This is a genomic window from Mesorhizobium sp. M0276 (genome assembly GCF_040321755.1).
Lineage (GTDB): Bacteria > Pseudomonadota > Alphaproteobacteria > Rhizobiales > Rhizobiaceae > Mesorhizobium.
In genome coordinates this window covers 61,256-79,383 of sequence record NZ_JAMYSC010000023.1, presented here as the reverse complement: position 1 = coordinate 79,383, position 18,128 = coordinate 61,256, and the positions used below count along the sequence as shown (strand labels likewise).

At 62.8% G+C, this 18,128-nt stretch carries 15 protein-coding genes; 4 read left to right on the top strand and 11 right to left on the bottom strand.

All coding sequences use genetic code 11. From position 1 onward, the window contains the following. Positions 1–42: 42 nt before the first annotated feature. Positions 43–1,695: a tetratricopeptide repeat-containing sulfotransferase family protein gene (locus tag NKJ01_RS19255; protein ID WP_352730156.1), complete on the top strand. Its 1,653-nt coding sequence runs from the start codon at positions 43–45 to the stop codon at positions 1,693–1,695. 270 nt (positions 1,696–1,965) lie between these two features. On the opposite strand, the gene NKJ01_RS19250 is transcribed toward NKJ01_RS19255, so the two are convergent. From NKJ01_RS19250 to NKJ01_RS19205, 10 genes are all read right to left on the bottom strand, one after another. Continuing rightward, entirely contained in the window at positions 1,966–2,319 is a 354-nt protein-coding gene (locus tag NKJ01_RS19250; RefSeq protein WP_023761232.1) for a DUF1428 domain-containing protein, read from the bottom strand. A 96-nt stretch (positions 2,320–2,415) separates the two neighbouring features. Beyond that, positions 2,416–2,838, bottom strand: coding sequence for a VOC family protein (locus tag NKJ01_RS19245; protein ID WP_031260733.1), 423 nt, complete (start codon positions 2,836–2,838; stop codon positions 2,416–2,418). Between the two features lie 182 nt (positions 2,839–3,020). Next, positions 3,021–3,194, bottom strand: a complete 174-nt coding sequence (locus tag NKJ01_RS19240) for a hypothetical protein (protein WP_352603424.1) — start codon at positions 3,192–3,194, stop codon at positions 3,021–3,023. A 141-nt stretch (positions 3,195–3,335) separates the two neighbouring features. Beyond that, the gene (locus tag NKJ01_RS19235; RefSeq protein ID WP_023761235.1) at positions 3,336–3,635 is read right to left on the bottom strand and encodes a HigA family addiction module antitoxin; all 300 of its coding nucleotides are present in this window, start codon (positions 3,633–3,635) and stop codon (positions 3,336–3,338) included. A 9-nt stretch (positions 3,636–3,644) separates the two neighbouring features. Then, positions 3,645–3,926 (bottom strand): type II toxin-antitoxin system RelE/ParE family toxin, encoded by a 282-nt coding sequence (locus NKJ01_RS19230; protein ID WP_352730153.1) that lies wholly within the window; start codon positions 3,924–3,926, stop codon positions 3,645–3,647. A 140-nt stretch (positions 3,927–4,066) separates the two neighbouring features. Next, a complete protein-coding gene (locus NKJ01_RS19225) occupies positions 4,067–5,593 on the bottom strand; it encodes an ABC-F family ATP-binding cassette domain-containing protein (protein WP_352730151.1) in 1,527 nt (508 codons plus the stop codon). Positions 5,594–5,898: 305 nt separating this feature from the next. Continuing rightward, positions 5,899–6,804, bottom strand: coding sequence for a DMT family transporter (locus NKJ01_RS19220; protein ID WP_352603418.1), 906 nt, complete (start codon positions 6,802–6,804; stop codon positions 5,899–5,901). Positions 6,805–6,930: 126 nt separating this feature from the next. Further along, complete coding sequence (uvrB, locus tag NKJ01_RS19215; protein ID WP_352730149.1) at positions 6,931–10,131, bottom strand: excinuclease ABC subunit UvrB; 3,201 nt, start codon at positions 10,129–10,131, stop codon at positions 6,931–6,933. 125 nt (positions 10,132–10,256) lie between these two features. Continuing rightward, complete coding sequence (locus tag NKJ01_RS19210; RefSeq protein ID WP_352730147.1) at positions 10,257–11,900, bottom strand: DUF2778 domain-containing protein; 1,644 nt, start codon at positions 11,898–11,900, stop codon at positions 10,257–10,259. 436 nt (positions 11,901–12,336) lie between these two features. Continuing rightward, complete coding sequence (locus NKJ01_RS19205; RefSeq protein ID WP_352730145.1) at positions 12,337–13,593, bottom strand: hypothetical protein; 1,257 nt, start codon at positions 13,591–13,593, stop codon at positions 12,337–12,339. A gap of 106 nt (positions 13,594–13,699) precedes the next feature. Here NKJ01_RS19205 and NKJ01_RS19200 point away from each other — a divergent pair, with 106 nt between their 5' ends. Together NKJ01_RS19200 and NKJ01_RS19195 are read left to right on the top strand one after the other, a co-directional pair. Further along, positions 13,700–14,758, top strand: coding sequence for a CapA family protein (locus tag NKJ01_RS19200; RefSeq protein ID WP_352730143.1), 1,059 nt, complete (start codon positions 13,700–13,702; stop codon positions 14,756–14,758). Positions 14,759–14,822: 64 nt separating this feature from the next. Further along, on the top strand, positions 14,823–15,791 hold the full coding sequence (locus tag NKJ01_RS19195) for a hypothetical protein (protein ID WP_352730141.1): 969 nt from the start codon (positions 14,823–14,825) through the stop codon (positions 15,789–15,791). A 13-nt stretch (positions 15,792–15,804) separates the two neighbouring features. Here the strand turns inward: NKJ01_RS19195 and NKJ01_RS19190 are convergent, their stop codons facing one another. Continuing rightward, a complete protein-coding gene (locus tag NKJ01_RS19190) occupies positions 15,805–16,299 on the bottom strand; it encodes a YegJ family protein (protein ID WP_352730139.1) in 495 nt (164 codons plus the stop codon). Positions 16,300–16,496: 197 nt separating this feature from the next. Between NKJ01_RS19190 and NKJ01_RS19185 the strand changes: the two genes are divergently transcribed. Next, positions 16,497–18,119, top strand: a complete 1,623-nt coding sequence (locus NKJ01_RS19185) for an FAD-binding oxidoreductase (RefSeq protein ID WP_352730137.1) — start codon at positions 16,497–16,499, stop codon at positions 18,117–18,119. The last annotated feature ends 9 nt before the right edge of the window (positions 18,120–18,128 follow it).

Genomic DNA, 18,128 nt, shown 5'->3' with positions numbered 1-18,128 from the left:
GCGGGCGCGGCAGCCAGATCTGGCGCTGGAGGACAACCGCCATTGGGGCTCGACCAGCGTGTCCAGCAGGCGCTGCAGCTGCATCAGGCCGGGCGTCGGCAAGAGGCCGAAGCGATCTACCGGCAGGTGCTGGCGCAGAAGGCCAATCACGCCGCCGCGGCGCATTTCCTGGGGCTGCTGCTGCACCAGACCGGGCGCAGCGCCGAAGGGCTGGACCTGATCGAACAGTCGGTGCGCTTGCAGCCCGGCAATCCGGATTTTCAAAACAATCTAGGCACGGTGCTGCGCGACCTCGGCCGGGTCGCCGCTGCCGTCGACTGCTTCCGCAAGGCGGTGGCGCTGCGGCCCGATCAACTGGCGGCGCGCGACAATCTCGGTTCATCACTGAAGCAGCTCGGCCAGTTCGAGGGCGCCGAAGAGATCTATCGCGGCACGGTCGGGCGCAACCCCTTCCATGTCCGCGCGCGCATCGGTCTTGCCGAAACGCTGCAGGAAGCGGGACGCCTGGACGAGGCGCTTGCCGTCTTCCGCGAAGCGCTGGCGATCCGGCCCAAGGATGGCGACCTGCTGCATGGGCTCGGCGTCGGGCTGATGGAAAAGGGCAAGCTCGATGAAGCAGCCGAGCTGTTCCGGCAGGCGCTGGCGGTCGACCCCGGCATGGCGAGAGCCTGGCTGATGTTGACGCAGGTCAAGCGCCAGAAAGAACGTGATAGCGAATTGACCTGTATGGAAGCTCAGCATGCCAAGGCGCCGCAGGACAGCCTGGCGCGCATGCAGTTGTCCTTCGGTCTCGGCAAGGCCAATGACGATCTGAAGGATTATGGCCGAGCCTTCGACTATTTCGCCGAAGGCAATGCGATCCGCCGCAAGGGCATCGACTACGATGCGGCCAAGACGCGAGCCGAATTCGAGGCGATGAAGGCAACCTTCACCGCCGGCTTCTTCGAGAAGCACAAGCCGAGCACGATCGAGGACGACACGCCGATCTTCGTCGTCGGCATGCCGCGCTCGGGCACGACGCTGGTCGAGCAGATCATCGCCAGCCATCCCCATGTCCACGGTGCCGGCGAGCTCAGCATCCTGAAGACGGCGGTCGGCAAGCAGTTTCCCCTGACCATGAAGGGCGGCTTCCCGGCAGGGATTGCCGACATGCCCGACAAGGCTTTCGCCGAGGCCGGCGAGGCCTATCTCGACATGCTGCACGCCCGCTATCCCGGCTTCAAGCATGTCACCGACAAGATGCCGGGCAATTTCCTGCTGATCGGGTTCCTGCATCTGATGCTGCCGAAGGCCAAAATCGTCCATTGCGCGCGCGATGCGGCGGCCACCTGCCTGTCGATCTACAAGGTGCATTTCCGCAGCGACAGTCACCGCTATGGCTACGATCTCGGCGAACTGGCCGATTTCCACAATCTGTACACCGACATCATGGCGCATTGGCACACGGTGCTGCCAGGCGTCGTGCATGATGTGCGCTACGAGGATTTCGTCGCCGACCAGGAAGGCCAGACGCGGGCGCTGATCGCCCATCTCGGCCTGCCTTGGGACGATGCGGCGCTATCCTTCCACAAGACCGACCGGCCGGTGCGCACGGCTTCCGCCGCACAGGTGCGCCAGCCGATGTACCAGGGCTCGGTCGATCTGTGGAAACGCTATGGCGACAGGCTGAAGCCGCTGCTGGATAAACTGGATTAGCGGCCTGGCTACAGTTTATCCGAAGCCCCACGGGCGGAGCAGCCGCGAAGCGGCGTCGCAGAGACCCGAGGATCCATTCCGTGACCTCGATCGAAGGATGCAAACGGGGCAGAATTGTTCACCGTTTTCAACGTTTTAACGTCACCGCATGGATCCTATGGTCTGCGCCGCGTCGCCTCGCTCCTTGCTCCGCCATAGGATAACGAAGCGATGGGCACTCGGGCCAGTCTCCAACACCTACGATCAGTCAGACAGGCGCCAGCTACTTACTTAAAGCTCCATGAACGTTTCGAAGCCGCCGAAGATCATACGATTGCCGTCGAACGGCATGGTCGACCAGTCCGGCTTCATGCGCGGATCGGCCATCACCTTGGCCATGATTTCGTCGCGGCTCCTACGCGATCCATAGACGACCCAGGAGAAGACGACGATCTCGTCGTCCTTCGCCTGCACGGCACGCGGGAAGGACGTGACCTCGCCGTAGGGCACGTCGTCGCCGACGCATTCGACATAGGCGAGCGCGCCATGCTCCTTCCAGACAACGCCGGCGGTGTTGGCCAGCTTCTTGTAGTCGTCGAGTCTTGCCTTTGGCACGGCAAGCACGAAGCCATCGACATAGGACATTGTTGGTCTCCTGTTGCTGGAATCGGGCGCCAGGCCGGCAGCCCGGCGCAGATGAGCGCATCACCCCGTGGGTAGGGCGTTGCTGCTCGCTAAATCTTACTTGACCGGTGCGTTCATCGCCCAGGCCACGCCGAACGGGTCCCTAACCTGACCCCAACGGTCGCCCCAGAACATGACCTGCAGCGGCACCACTTCCTCGCAGCCTGCATCGATCGCGCGTTGCCACCAGGTTTCAATGGTGTCGTCCTGGAGGTGCAGCTGCAGCGTGTAGCCCTGCGCATCCTTGTGCGGATGGCCGTGTTCAGGATAGGCATCGCCCAGCATCAACGTCGAACCGTTGACGTATAGATGGATGTGCATCGTGCGGCCTTTTTCGTCCGGCGGATAAGCAAACACCTGCTCGGCTCCAAAGGCCTTCTTATAGAATTCAGCGGCCTTGAAGGCGCCGTCAAGTTGCAGATAAGGGGTCAATCCGCCGAGCACTTTAGCGGCGGGCTGAACGGGGGTCTGATCAGTCATGTCTTGCTCCTTTTGCGTTTGGCCTTGCGAGCCATAGGACGGATGAGGCGGCGGCAATGCTACATGGCCGCCAAATTTTTTGGCGGACCGGCCCTGGATAGGCCAGGCTTTCGAAATGCGCCTGTCGATGCAGGCGACACCGCTTTCGGGCGATAGGTATGACTGGTCAGCGGTCGCTTCGGTCAGGATTCTCTGCGGATATGAGGGGCATTTTGCGCATCGATCCCGATTTCCGGCCAGCCAATGTCCTTGCGCAATTCGATCGGCAGTGAAAGAAGAGCGCGCTCGCTGCGATAGCGGGCGCGAGCTTTCATGTAACGGGTGGTGATGCGGCCTATGGATGACAGGGTGAACATGATGCTTTGTCCTCGGTTGAAGCCGGCATCATCGTGTCGGCATTCCAAGGACGTGGCGCGTGGTGGTCATCCGACAGACGGTCGATTTTTTTAGCTGCCTCCGTAGTCGGCTCAAGGCAGGTGTTACCAACGCGGTTTACTTCAGGCAGCCGTTTCCAAACGTTCGATCGTTTCTAGATCGGCCTTCTTGGCCTCTCCCTCGATAGCCAGGTCGTAGCTCGCCTGCATGTTCATCCAGAACTGCGGCGTGGTTCCGAAGAATTTCGCAAGGCGTAGCGCTGTGTCGGGCGTCACCGGTGTTGTCTCGCTGGCGAGGCGCTCGATGCGTGTGCGCGGCACATGCAGCTTCTTGGCCAGCGTGTAAGGTTTCAGGCCAAGCGGCATGAGATATTCCTCGCGGAGGATTTCTCCCGGATGAATAGGTGGGTTGATGTTCAGCATTTGAAAACCTCAATGGTAGTCGGTTATTTCGACATCCTCGGCTTGTCCATCCACCCAGCGAAAGCAAATGCGAAACTGATCGTTGATGCGGATCGAATGCTGACCGGCACGGTTGCCTTTCAGCGGCTCAAGCCGGTTGCCGGGAGGCGTCTTCAGGTCCGATAGTTCGGCGGCATTGTCGATCATGAACAGCTTTCGCTGGGCTGACCGGACAAGGTCCGACGGGAACCCCTTCGGAGCCTTGCCGTTCGAAACGGCCTCGCTGATCTTGTCCTTGAACGAGCGTATCATCTGCCGTATCCGAGCAGCGTACCTTCACATGATACGCTTCGTAAGTCAAGAAAACGTCTCATATCGTGATACGAAATTTTGAACTGATGTCGATCGGCCGAAATTTCACAGGCATGGATACCGTCACGCCGCCAAAATCGTTACCCTTCCGCCTCAGCCACCGAGCGGAAGAAATCCTCCGGGTCCTCGACTTCTATCAGCCGCCGCTTCTCGATCAGCCAGAAGCGGTTGCCGATGGCGCGGATGAAGGAGCGATCGTGCGAGGCGAGCAGGCAGCTTGCCTGATGCGCCAGCAGCTCCGCTTCCAGCGCTTCCTGGCCGTCGATGTCGAGATGGTTGGTTGGCTCGTCAAGCAGATAGAAGTTGGGGTTGGCGAGCCTGAGCGCCAGCATCATCAGCCGCGCCTTCTGGCCGCCGGACAGCACGCCGATCTTTTTCTCCTGCATCTCGATGACCACGCCGGCGCCGGCCAGCAACGAGCGGGCGCGCTGCTCGCCGACATCGTAGCGGCGCGAGACCAGCCCCAGCGGCGTGTCGTCGCCGCTGATGCCGGACAGCGCCTGATCGCTGTAGCCGAGCACCGTCGACGGCGTCACCTTCACATTCCGCGCCGTGTCCGGTTCGACAATGGCGTTGCGGATCAGGGTGACGAAGCGCGACTTGCCGACGCCATTGCGGCCGAGCAGGACGATGCGGTCGCCCTGGCAGATGTGGCGCTTGCCAGTCCTGAACAGCAGCGTGCCGTCGGGTGTTTCGACAGCTGCGTCGTCGAGCGTGATCAGCACCTTGGCGTGCGTGCCGCGATTGGCCAGTTTTATGGCACCGGCCGACTTTTCGCGGTGCGCCGGAGCTGCCGCCTCTTCCAGTCTTTCCGCGCGCTGGTTGAGCTGCTTGGTCTTGACCGTCAGCAGGTCGCTACCCGAATTGATGCCGATGTTGTTGAGCTTGGCCGCCTGCCGGCGCAATTGCTGCGCCACCTTCATGTCGCGCTGGAACTTGCGCTCTGTCGAGGCGTCGACGTCGTCGAGCGCCTGCCTGGCGCGGGAATAGGGCAAGGCAAACACCGACGACCGTTCAGGGCGCAGGAACAGCGTCCGGTTGGTGGTGGCGTCGAGAAAGGCCCGGTCGTGGCTGGCGATAACGACGGGCACCTCGCGCGGCAGCGTGTTCAGCCAGGTCTCGAGCTGGCTGATGCGGGCAAGGTCGAGATGGTTGGTCGGCTCGTCGAGCAGCAGCACATCCGGATCGGTGACCCAGACGCGAGCGATCAGTGCCACCCGCTGCCAGCCGCCGCTCAGCGCCTGCATCGGCCGTTCGCGCATCGGCTCCGGCACATCGAGCGAATCCAAAACCACATCGACGCGCCACGTCTCGCTGTCGGCCTGCTCCGGCGGCAGGGCGTCGGCCACCACCTGATGGAAGGTATGGCTGAGAAGGGCTGGAGCGACGGACTGCTCGACATGGCCGACGCGCAGGCCGCGCGTGCGGGTGATGTCGCCCGAGGTCGGCTCCATCGCGCCGGTCAGACATTTCAGCAAGGTCGACTTGCCGCGGCCGTTGGCTGCGACGATGGCGAGCCGGTCGCCGCCGCCAATGGTGAGGTCGAGCTTGGAGAACAGCGGCGCACTCATGGTGACGCCGAGCGATTTGAGGCTGATCAGGGCCATTTTGATTTCTCTGGTCTTGGCCGCCTCTTTGTCGGAGCATGATCTTTTCCGAAAACCGGTTCCCACTTTTCGGGATCATGCTCTAGCGGCTCAATGCACTTTGACGGTGCGCCCACCGGCCATCAGGCTCGGCGTTGCGGCACCACGAAGGGCAGACCAAAAAATCGAAGCGGGAAAAACCCGGACCGTCCCTGGTCAGCCCTGCAAGCAAGCTCGCAGGGCAGAAATCGGGCCACGCTGACGATGGTGACGAGAAAAATCGAACACGCAGCCCTCCTTTCCAGACGTTCGAGTGTGCGGACTGACTACACCAAAGGCGGGGCGGAAGGCAAGGCTACCGCTTTCACCCGGCGCGGGAACGGATCGAGCACCAGTATGCAGCCGCCGATGATCGCGACAGCGCCGAAGCCCTGGATTACGGTCAGCGATTCCCCAAGCATGCTGGTGCCGACCAACACCGCGATCACGGTCACGGCGAATTCGACGCTGATCGTCCTGGTCGCGCCGATACTGGCAACCAGCCGAAAATAGACGATGTAGGTCAACGCGCTCATCATGCAGGCGAGGACGGCGAGATAGAGGAAGTCGATGGCGCGCGGCATCGCCGGCACCGGTACAGCGAGAAGCAGTGGCAGCGTCATCAGCCCGCCCAACAGGAAGGCGGCACTGGTGAGTTCCCACGAGCCGGCCGAGCGCAGATGTCGGTTTGCATAATTGCTACCGAAAGCGGCCGAGAAGGAACTGAACAGCGAGGCGGCGCAGCCGAAGGCGAAGGATGCCGTGATCGGCACCGCGGGAAAGCCGACAAGGACGATGATGCCGAAGGCGCCGAGCAGCAGGCCGGCCAGCCCGCGAACGGTGATGCGCTCAAGCCCCCATAGCTGGCCGAGGATCATCGAGAACAGTGGGATCGCGGCAACAAGGATGGCCGCCACCGCCGTGCCGATGCGCGGGGTGGCATAGGATAGGCCGATAAGCTGCGCGGCAACCGTCGTCGCGCCGACAACGGCGAAGCGCCGCCAGCCGGCGCTGAAATCGAGCCGGCGCCGGGTCGCGGCGGCAAGCAGCAGGAGCGTGATGCCGGCGATCAGCGAGCGCAAGGTGACCGCGCCGACCCAGCCGAAGGCGTGCACCACCTTGAGCAGAACAAGGAACGACAAGCCCCAGGTGATGGCCAGGAAGATATAGGCGGCGATGTCCTTGGGTTTCATTCTGCGGGCGGCCGTGGGAGTTTCTTGCGTTGGGAGCGGAGAAGCTGCCGTGGCCCGTATCGCTTCGACTGGCAACTGACAAGGCTGGGGGCGTGGTCCAGCCAGTCGACAGTGTGACTCCAGGCCCTACCGTCCCGGTCTGCCTGTCTTCCCCGGCCGGCGCTTTTCCCGGCGGGCGTCGCCAGGATCTTCATACGAGCCGATGCCGGCGCGCTCACGCTTGACCGGCTTGTCACCCTCGATCGGCGTCTCGGTTCGCCGCACGGTCATCTCATCGAGTGAGTTCTTCTTGAACAGCGGTTTGACCGGCTCGCCGGGAATGCCGAAATCGCTGCCATGTGCCTCTTCGGCCGACTGTTTCTTGAATAGCGAGCGCGATACCGCACCGGCCGGGGTCGGCATGTCCGTGCCTGGACCCATGTCGTCAATCGAAGGTTTGGCGAATAGCGGCTTCTTCGCCGGCACGGCGCCATCGGCGCCCATCTCGCCAAGCGCCGGCTTGCGGAAGAGGTTGGGGCGGGCAGCCTTGGCCGCCTCTTCGGCGGCACGCACTTCGTCGAGCCTGCGAAAACGCTCCTGTTCCTCGGCCGTGCGATGCTTGGCTACGCCCTTGTTGTGCTTGCCCTTTTCGCGGCCAGAGACCGGGCTTTCCATGTCGGCGTATTTGGCCAGCGGGTCATCGGAGATGGACAGTTCCATCTCACGCAAGCGCTTGATCTCGTCGCGGATGCGGGCCGCCTTCTCGAAATCGAGATTGGCGGCGGCGTCGCGCATCTGTTTCTCCATCGCGTCGAGATGGGCCTTGAGGTTGTTGCCCATCATGGCGCCGGCGCTGTCGGTGAACTGCGAGATGTCGGCGCGGACGTGATCCTTCTCATAGACCGAGTCCAAAATGTCGGAGATGCGCGACTTGACCGATTCCGGAGTGATGCCGTTGGCGGCGTTCCACTCCATCTGCTTCTCGCGGCGGCGGTTGGTCTCGGCCATCGCCCGTTCCATCGAGCCGGTGACCTGGTCGGCATAGAGAATGACCTTGCCGTCGACGTTGCGGGCGGCGCGGCCGATGGTCTGAATGAGCGAGGTCTCAGAACGCAGGAAACCTTCCTTGTCGGCATCTAGGATGGCGACGAAGCCGCATTCGGGAATGTCGAGGCCCTCGCGCAAAAGATTGATGCCGACCAGCACGTCGAAGGCGCCAAGGCGCAAATCGCGCAGGATCTCGATGCGCTCCAGCGTGTCGATGTCGGAGTGCATATAGCGGACGCGGATGCCTTGTTCGTGCAGATACTCGGTCAGGTCCTCGGCCATGCGTTTGGTCAGCACCGTCACCAGCGTGCGATAGCCGGCCTTGGTGGTGTCACGGATTTCGCCGACGACATCGTCGACCTGGCTCTTGGCCGGGCGCACCTCGACCGGCGGGTCGATCAGTCCGGTCGGGCGGATGACCTGCTCGGCGAAGACGCCGCCGGCCTGTTCCATCTCCCAAGCGCCCGGGGTGGCCGAAACGGCGACGGAGAGCGGGCGCATGGCATCCCATTCCTCGAAGCGCAAGGGCCGGTTGTCCATGCAGGACGGCAGGCGGAAACCGTATTCGGCCAGCGTCGCCTTACGGCGGAAGTCACCGCGATACATGCCGCCGATCTGCGGCACAGTGACGTGGCTTTCGTCGATGAAGACCAGCGCATTGTCGGGAATGTACTCGAACAGCGTCGGCGGCGGATCGCCCGGCTGGCGGCCGGTGAGATAGCGCGAATAGTTCTCGATGCCGGCGCAGGAGCCGGTGGCCTCCAGCATTTCCAGGTCGAAGCGGCAGCGCTGTTCCAGCCGCTGCGCCTCCAGCAGGCGGCCGGCGCGCTCCAGTTCCACCAGCCTGTGCTTGAGCTCTTCCTTGATCGACTTAATCGCCTGGTTCAGCGTCGGGCGTGGCGTCACATAGTGCGAATTGGCGTAGATTTTGACGCTCTTCAGCTCGCCGGTCTTCTGGCCGGTCAGCGGGTCGAACTCGGTGATCTGCTCGATCTCGTCGCCGAACATCGAAATGCGCCATGCACGATCTTCCAAGTGGGCCGGGAAGATCTCGATCGTGTCGCCGCGCACGCGGAACGAGCCGCGAACGAAATTGACATCCTGCCGCTTGTACTGCTGGGCAACGAGATCGGCGAGCAGAGCGCGCTGGTCGAGCCGGTCGCCGATCTGCATCTGGAAGGTCATCGCGGTGTAGGTTTCGACCGAGCCGATACCGTAGATGCAGGACACCGAGGCGACGATGATGACGTCGTCGCGCTCGAGCAGCGAACGCGTCGCCGAGTGACGCATGCGGTCGATCTGCTCGTTGATCGAGGATTCCTTCTCGATGAAAGTGTCGGTGCGCGGGACGTAGGCTTCCGGCTGGTAATAGTCGTAATAGGAGACGAAATACTCGACGGCGTTTTCGGGGAAGAATTTCTTGAACTCGGAATAAAGCTGGGCCGCCAGCGTCTTGTTCGGCGCCAGGATCAGGGCGGGGCGCTGCGTCTCCTCGATCACCTTGGCCATCGTGAAGGTTTTTCCGGAGCCGGTGACGCCGAGCAGCACCTGGGTGCGGTCGTTGTTGGCGACGCCTTCGACCAGATCCTTGATTGCCGTCGGCTGGTCGCCGGCCGGCTCGAAATCCGACACCATCTTGATGGCGATGCCGCCTTCGGACTTTTCCGGGCGTGCAGGGCGGTGCGGCGTCCACAGCACGCCGTCCTTGTGCAGCGGATTGCCGGACTCGATCAGCGCCGACAGCGCGGCGACGGTGGCGGTGACGCTGCCCGAGGCCATCGACTCGGCGTCTTCCAACGAAATGTCGAGACCGGCGACCGGATTGAGGCCGGCTGCCGTGCGCTCCCTGGCTGATGCCGCGCCACCCATCGAGGTGCCGCGCGCGCTGCGCCCCGGCGAACTAGAGCGCTCGGGTATCTTCTTCGACTTGGCGCTTTCCTTCCCCCTCGAGGGGAGGGTGGCGGCGGAGCCGCCGGGTGGGGTCGGTTCGACCGGCCTCGACGTCCCGGCGGTGTCTTCTGTGACGACCCCCTCTGTCGCCTTCGGCGATATCTCCCCCTCGAGGGGGGAAATCTCGCGACGTCCTTCCTTTTCGGCTTCCTGCTCGATCTGCTCGGCCCAATCCGCGATCGAACCGGTCAGCGGCGTGCCTGAGAACTCCGGCTGCGGCATCTCGGCGAAGCCGCCTCTGTGCAGCGGCTCCGAGGCGTCGAGGAAATCGGTCAGCGGACTGCGCCGCTTCGGCGAAGCGCGGTCGTCATTCGCCGTCGGCGGCGTTTTCTTATCGGGAGATTTGGCCATGTCCCGAATATGGGATTTCCTGGCCAAAATGGAAAGAGTGGGATGAGATGAGGCGCTTCGCCAGATGCGGCTCCTGACAGAAGGCTGTCAGGAGGAGTTCGCGTTCGCGCGTCTGTCCGGAAGGATCAGGCGCCGCGCGCGTTATCCGCCGCAACGCGGGTCGGCGATCCGTTCAGGCGCGGCACCACGACGAGGCGGTTGATCTTGCCCTTCTTGTAGGCGGCGAGGAAGCGCGCATAGTCCTTGAAGGCGACGCAACCGCTCGACTGGCCGTAGCGGCCCCGAAGCAGGTAGGTATGGGCCAGAAAGCCGTCGCGATTGTATTTGTTGCGGCCATCGGCCGGTGTCAGGCGCAAGGCCTCCACACCATGAAAGCGCGTCTCGCGCAGCGACAGATTGTAGGTATTGGGCGGTGTCGGTCCGCGGTTCTTCTGGTCGGCATAGCGCGGCTGGTCGGTCATGGCGCCGATGCCCGAATGCGCCTCGAGCCTCGAACCGTCAGGCATATAGACGGTCCCGGCGCTGATGTCGTAGACGGCGACGCCATTGCCGGCTCCGCTCCTGGACCCCGGCGAGTTGAACAGGTTCCTGAAAGCCTTGCCGAGGCCACCCGAAGGCGTGTCCGGCTTAGCATAGGCCAGCACGCCGCTGCCATCGGCCGGCCGTCCTTGCCGGTCCGGTTTGGCCGGTCGGGCAGTCTGGGCTTGCTGGACGGTCTCGCGAGCCGGCTTCGGTTGCTGATCAGGCTTCGTCTGCTGAATAGGTTTGGACTGCTGTACAATCTTGGGCTGCGGGGTGTCCTTGGGCTGCGGGGCGTCGAACTGCGGGCGACGGGTCGGCAACGGCACGTCGTCGGTGAGCGCGTCCGGCAGCGAGGCGGCGTCGCCTGGTTGGTCCTGCTGGGTTTCGACAGGCGAAACCGCGACGTCGGCCGGGGATTCCTCGATCGGCAGCGGCGAGGCGAACGCCTCGTCGTCGACTGGCAGCGACTGCACGAGGGCCAGCGCCAACTGCGAATTGTCTGGCGTCTGCGTGTCCGACTGGGCAAAGCCCATCGGTTGCGGCGCGGTCTGCACGACGTCCGAGCCGTTATCCAGCCGCGCGAAGCGTTCGGCCGCCGGAGCGGGCATGTCTTCCGAGAGGCTGGCCATAACCTTGACGGATGGCACCAGCGACGCTTCGGCAATTTGCGGCGCGACGGTGGAAATAACAGGGTGCACCGGCGCGTTGGCCACGACCACGGGCTTTCCAGCGCCGGCAAAGGCAGCGGCGAGCTTCATCGGCGAAAGCGATGCTTCGATGCGCTCGAAACGATCCTGCGACTTCGACTTTGCGGCAGTGGGAACAGGCTTTGCCTGCGCCACGAGGCGCGCGGATTTCTCCGCCCGCGGGCTCAACCGGGCAAGCTTGAAGCAGCTGGCACCGCACTGCACGGCATGGTCGTGAAGGGCTTGCGTGCCGCCATTGGCATTGGCAAGCACGAAGGGTGCTCTCAGAAAATGCTGCTTGAACGGATCGGCCAGGGCGAGCGATCCCGGCATCGACAGTGTCTGCTGGAGGCCGCCCGATGTCGCCGACAGCGAGGCGCCGACGGAACTGAGGCCAGCCATGGTGCCGATCAACCACAGGCCAACGGCAGCACTGGCGCCGGGCACCGCGACCCAGCGGACGATCCGTTCAGGGGTGAAGGAAGAGGCACGCGGCGCGTCACAGGCGTTCTCGCCGTCCCAACGCTCGTCCCCGACAATTTTTTTACTCAACAACGCCATGCAACCAATCTTGCTCCAAGCGGCTCCCACGTCCGCGGCTGTGATAGCCGCGACGACCATTCTGTGAGTGATCCCAGGTGGTCCCCGACGCGTTTGCCGCGTCTGTCATTGGTTGCCGATTGCTTCAAAATATGGACAAAGTTGGTTAATCAATCCCTCTCAAAACCAACGACGAAATGTGGATTTAGGCCAAATAAGGCTTCGTCCACGGCCAGGAAAGTGGTGTTGTCGCCCTTCCGACGCAGTTTTGCTGCCTGCTTTTGATCGCCGAGTCAAGCAAAACAGCCGTTTCTAAATTTTTTCGCGGCGCCGTCAGCGATAAATGGAACGAAGCGGCTGCCGGTGAAAATTGCCCAAATAGGCGCCTGTCTCAGGTAAAACTGTTGTGCCTGCCTGTCACAATTTCTTCGCCTGGACGGCCGCCTTGAGTGGCACCTCAATTGAACCACAGCGCAAAGGTCAGAAAACCACCGCCGCCGAATTGGCGCTGGATCTGGTCGAAATCGTCGCTGGTCAGGATCCTGCCGCTTTCGAGATAGGGCGCGATGGCCGGGCCGGTGATCGACAGGACCAGGTCGAAGTTTTTGGGCTCGTCGAAGAAGCGCTTCATGTTGATGCCCTTATCGGCAATGCGGAAATGCGGCAGCAGCACGCGGCCTTCCAGGAGGTCCTCGGCCATGGTCAAGGTGGCGAGCCAGGCTTGGACCTGCTCCTCGCCGACGTCGAGGCCTGTGAGCGGGTTCTCGCCTTTCTGCTGCGGACCCGGCAGCCATTCACAGTCATTGTCGGTCTCGGCGCGGATCCCCTTCCAGTCCTCGCGGGACAGCCGGATCATTTCCAGCAGATGCCGGCGCGCCGCTTGCCGGCGCTCCGGCTCGATCACCGGCCAGTTGACGAGATGCACCAGCGAGATGAAATCAGCGATGCGCCACTCCGAGGAGAAGATGCTGCTGCCCATATCACCGGGCGGCGGTACGAGAATGTCCTGCAACGGCAGCTTGGCGCGCGGGAACAGCATGTGGAATGAGCCGTCGAAAGTGTTCCTGAAATCATGCGCCAGCCAGAAATCGGCCTGCGCCATCAGGAACTCCGCATAACCCTGCAGCCAGAAACCGTCGGCGCGGTCGAAGCGGAATGTGAGCGTGGGGGCGGCGGCGTCCGACGAGATGCCGCCGCGTGACAATGAGGCGATGATCGCCGCCATACTTTCATCAGGCGCGATGGTGCCGTCCTCGTTGAGGTCGATGCCGGTGTGGGTGAGGTCGATTACCATGCCAATATCGGCGGCGGCCGGCACCGCCGCAAACGTGGCGGCGGATTTCTCCAACCGGTCGCGGAAGGCGACCAGGATGGCACGGAATTGCTCATAGGTCAGCGGCTCGGGGTTGGGATTGTCCGGCACCGGCAGCCGCATCAGCGGCAGCATGAAGGATTGCGGGCTCTCGAAGCCATGGCGATGGAGGCCGCTGGCCAGGATTTCCAGCGCGGTGAAGAACTCGCCGGCGCCGGCGGCATAGGCTGATGCCGGGTCTTTTGGCGCGGCGGCCTCCAGCGTCGACAGCGCGCTGTCGCGCCCGGCCACCGTTTTCGCCTCGAACAGAGCGGATGCCGCTTCGGGCATTGCCTCCGATGCGGAAGACAGCGGCACAATCAGCATGAAAGCGGATGTCAGCAGGCTTGCCAGTCGTGTCATCTTTCCCCCCATATTTTGTCGCGCAGAGCAAATATACACCATTTGGAGCGTCGCGCTTCAACCCGTCCCGAGGACGGTCTACACAAGGCAAACAAATGGGCGCTGCGTGTCGAATTATCCGTTTTCCTACAAGCTGTCCTGGCTACCGCGCTTTCTGAAGCCGTCGCTGGCCGGCGACGCGCAAGATTTTGCGCCGATGGCGGGAACGCTGATGGATCCGCCGCCAAAGCAGGCGGTGCGGCTGGTCTTCGTCGGCGACATCTCGGCGGTGGCCAACCGCGGCGCGCCGGATTGCGCCCCGGAGGTCAAGGCGCTGCTCGGCGCGGCCGATCTGGTGATCGGCAATTGCGAAAGCCCTGTTGTGGACAAGCCAAGCGCGGTGCTGGGAACGAAGCTTGGCACCCATCATGCGATGAGCGAACTCTTCCTGGCCGAGGCGCTCGCGGCGGTCGGCATTGCGCGCGAAAAGCTCGTGCTGTCGCTGGCCAACAATCATGTGTTCGACCAGGGCGTCGCCGGTTTCGACGAGACGGTCGCGGCGCTGCAACGGCTCGGTATCCGGACGGTAGGCCTGGCCGCCAATGGTCCGGCGGTGCCTGTCCGAGTCGGGCCGCTGGATATCGGCTTTGCCGCTTTCACGCTGTGGCGCAACGCCGATGAAAATCTGTTCGCCGGGCGCGTATCGATGGACAGTGACGAGGTCCGCCGGCGGCGTGACGGTGTCGATCTTCTTTGCGCCGTGCCGCATTGGGACTGGGAGTTCAGGCATTTTCCGCGCACTGAAACACGAGCGTTGGCCAGGCGACTGGCCGGGCAAGGCGTCGGGCTGATCGCCGGCCACCACGCCCATGTCGTGCAGCCCGTGGAAAGGATCGGCGAGACGATCGTCGCCTATGGGCTCGGCGATTTCCTAGGCACTGCTTTCGCGCGCCAGCCATGGCCGGGACGTGTTGGCGCGATCCTCGTCGTCGATGCCAGCGCCGACGCCGGCTCCAAGGGCGCCATTGCGTCTTACCGGCTGCATCCCTTTGTGCGCTTGCCTGCTGGCGACCATGAGCGGCTGGTGTTGGTGGGAGGGGTGGAGGGGCGAATGCGCGGAAAGGTGGAGGCTCGGCTGCGGGCGATCTTTCCTTCTCCCCGAAGAGAAGAAGGTGTCACCGCTTAGCCGTCTGGCGGCCCCTGCAAAACCGATTATCATGCGACAGCAGAGGCAGGTTGCGGGGGCGGCGGTGGAAACAGCGGATTTCATGCCGAACGAGGCGGTGATTGCCGGCATCCGGAAGGATATCGGGGCCTATGAGGCAGGGAGGGCCTCGGCGGTCCGCCAGGTGCGCTGGCGGGTGCCCGTGTTCGTCGGGCTGGTGCTGGTGTTCGTGATGCTGGTCGCGTGGCTGTTCAACAAGGTCGCCGACCCCAACGAGCAATGGTTCTCGACGCCGCATGTGTTTCTCTATGGCATCGGCCTGGTGGCCTCGAGTGTGCTCTACTTCCAGGCCATGAAACCGGCGACGCGGCTGCAGCAATCTTTCCGCGAGACGCTGCTGCCAATCATCTTCGGCTTCATCGCGGATATCCGTTACCAGCATGGAGGCAGGCCGAACTCTTTCGACCGGCTGCCGCGCGAGGCGGTCGGTGCCTTCAACAAGCAGTCGTTCGACGATGTCGTTTCGGGCCGTTACGAAGAGTTTCCGTTCGAGCTTTACGAAGCAGAACTGCGAGTAGGGTCGGGCAAGGATTCATCGACAGTCTTCAAGGGTGTCATTGTCGCTTTCGAAGCGATCGAGCCGTTCCCGGGGGTATTGGTGGCGACGCGCCGGACCAATGCCGTCGTCGGCTTCTTCCGCGGCATGTTCGCCGGCAAGATGCAGGATTTGTCGTCCGGTGTGCCCGAACTCGACGCCGCCTACGAATTCCGCACCGACAACGCCGAGGCGGCGCGGCCGCTGGTGACAGGCCGGCTGGCCCAGGCCCTGAAATGGCTTGGCGAAACCTGGCCGGACGACCCGGCCCGCGTCGCGCTCAACGGCAGCGATGGCTTCCTGCTGTTGCCGCAGACAAAGAACTTCTTCGAACTGCCGGATATTTCGGTGCCGCTCGACTACACCACGCATGTGGCGCCGATGATATCAGACATGGGCGCGATGCTGGCGACGGCGGCGCTGGTGCGAAAAATCGGCGCGAAGGACGAGATCAGTTAATCGGGCCTCGCTGTCAGCAGTCGAAGCCATATTTGTCGCGCATATAGTCTGCCTCTTCTTTCGACATTTTCTTGAACATCACGCAGACGGTGAAGCTGCCGACCTGATGCCCGTCGCTTGTGTATCCCCAGTCGGAAATTTCGTCCCTGGAGAATTCTATGTTCTGGCCGAGGACGACGTTGTGCACTTCCTCAGGCTGGTTCGCCAATATGCCGGCAAATCCGGTCTCGGTGCGGCGGAACGGTATGACCCAGAAATGTTCGGTGACATTCCCGTCCCGCACCTTGACCTTGAGCTTGAACCTGTCTGTTCCGGAGGGAGGAGCCTCGGACAGTGCCAGGAATTCATCCAGGCTGGCGAGTGCCTGGGCGGTCGCCGCCGCCATGTCGGGATCACCCGGGGTAAAGATAATCGTCTTGTCGTCGCCTGGGTCCGCGCCTTGTGCACCGGCCGATCCCGTAGCAAGCGCCAGCATCAGGGACATCATGGTCCGGATTGCAAGCTTCATGGAAGGCCCCTCACCGTAGTCGCGGCCACCATGGTGCATTCATTCCGGATTTGCAACCCAGGCGCGAGTTTCATCGGTTTTTGGCGTAATTGGGCCGACCATAATTCATATCGATTTTCTGGCGGAACGCTCTTCCGACCGACCGCTATGGTTTTTGCCAGGAGGCCGCGCTATCCCTTGGCCAATGGGGGATATCCATGGCTGGGCAACAAAAAGGGTTTCGGCTGTCGCGGCGATTGCTACTCGGTGCGGCTGTCGTTGGCGGCGCGGTGCTGTGGGGCGGCAACACCGTGGCACGGCTGGCGCGCGGGCCTTTGGGACCGAAGAACGCAGGCCGCATCGCCGATATCGACGGCATCGCGCTGCCGCTGAAGTCGCTGGAGAATGCGCCGGCCTTTGACGCATCGCTGCCCTGGTCGGCAAAGGGCGGCGACATCAACGATGCCAGCGGCCTGTCGCAGACGCCGGTCTATGGCGTGGTGGAAGTCAGCGAGGAAGAGCACATCGCCAAGGCGCTGGCCTTCGCGCGCGCCAATGGCTTGAAGGTCTCGCTGGCGGCCATCCGCCATTCGATGGGCGGGCATGCCTTCGACGACAATGCGCTGGTACTCGACCTCAGAAAATTCAACAAGGTGACCGTCGACGCCGCGGCGAAGACCATGACGCTGCAGCCGGGCGCGCGCTGGCACGACATCCAGAACCTCTTGCATCCGCGCTTCGCGGTGAAGGCGATGCAGTCCACCGACATCTTCTCGGTCGGCGGCTCGCTGTCGGTCAACGCGCACGGCATGGACCATCAAGCGGGTTCGGTGGCGAGTTCGATCCGCTCGATGCGGGTGATGCTGGCCGACGGCTCGGTGACCACCTGCTCGCTGAGCGAGAACACCGACCTGTTCCGCCACGTCGTCGGCGGCTACGGCCTGTTCGGCGTGGTACTGGAAGCCACGCTCGATATCGTCGACAATGCCGTCTACCGTACCTCGCGTGAAATCATCAAATCGGACGATTTCCCAAGATTTTTTGCCGAGGTGCTGGAGCCGAACAGGGCGATCGGCCTGTTTTACGGCCATCTGTCGACGGCGCCGGGCAATTTCCTCGAGGACATGATCGTCTACCGCTATGACAAGGTGGCCGAGCAGCCGCCGGCGGATCAGCCCGCGATCGGCGAGCCGGGTTCGGTCGGGCTGAAGCGCGTGATCATCAACATGGCGAAATGGGGCAGCCTGTTTCAGGAACTGAAGTGGTTCACCGAAAAGACGCTGGAGCCGAAATTCGAAAGCTGCACGGTGGCGCGCACCTCGGCCATGGCCGAAGGCGAGGCCTGCCTCGTCACCCGCAACAACCCGATGCACGATTCAGTACCGTATCTGTTCAACGATCTTTTGGATGAGACCGACATTCTGCACGAATATTTTATTCCACGCGCCGCGTATAATCCATTCATCACGGAAGCCCGCGAGATCCTGCGCAACCAGTCGCTGCCGGTGCTCAACGCCTCGGTGCGCGTCGTCCACAAGGAGGATGTGGCGCTGACCTATGCGCCGGAGCCGGCCTATTCGCTGGTGCTCTACATCAACCAGCCGACCGATGCCGACGGCAATGCGCAGATGCGGGCGCTGACCCGGGCGCTGATCGATGTGACGATCAAATATGGCGGCCGGTTCTTCCTGCCCTACCAGCTGCATTATACGGCCAAGGAGTTGCTGGCTTCCTATCCTGAACTGCCGGCCTTCCTGGCGACAAAGCGGCAATATGACCCGACGGAACTGTTTTCCTCGACCTTCTACCGTGCCATCAAGGCGCTGAGCGGGGTGGCATAAAAAGCAGGA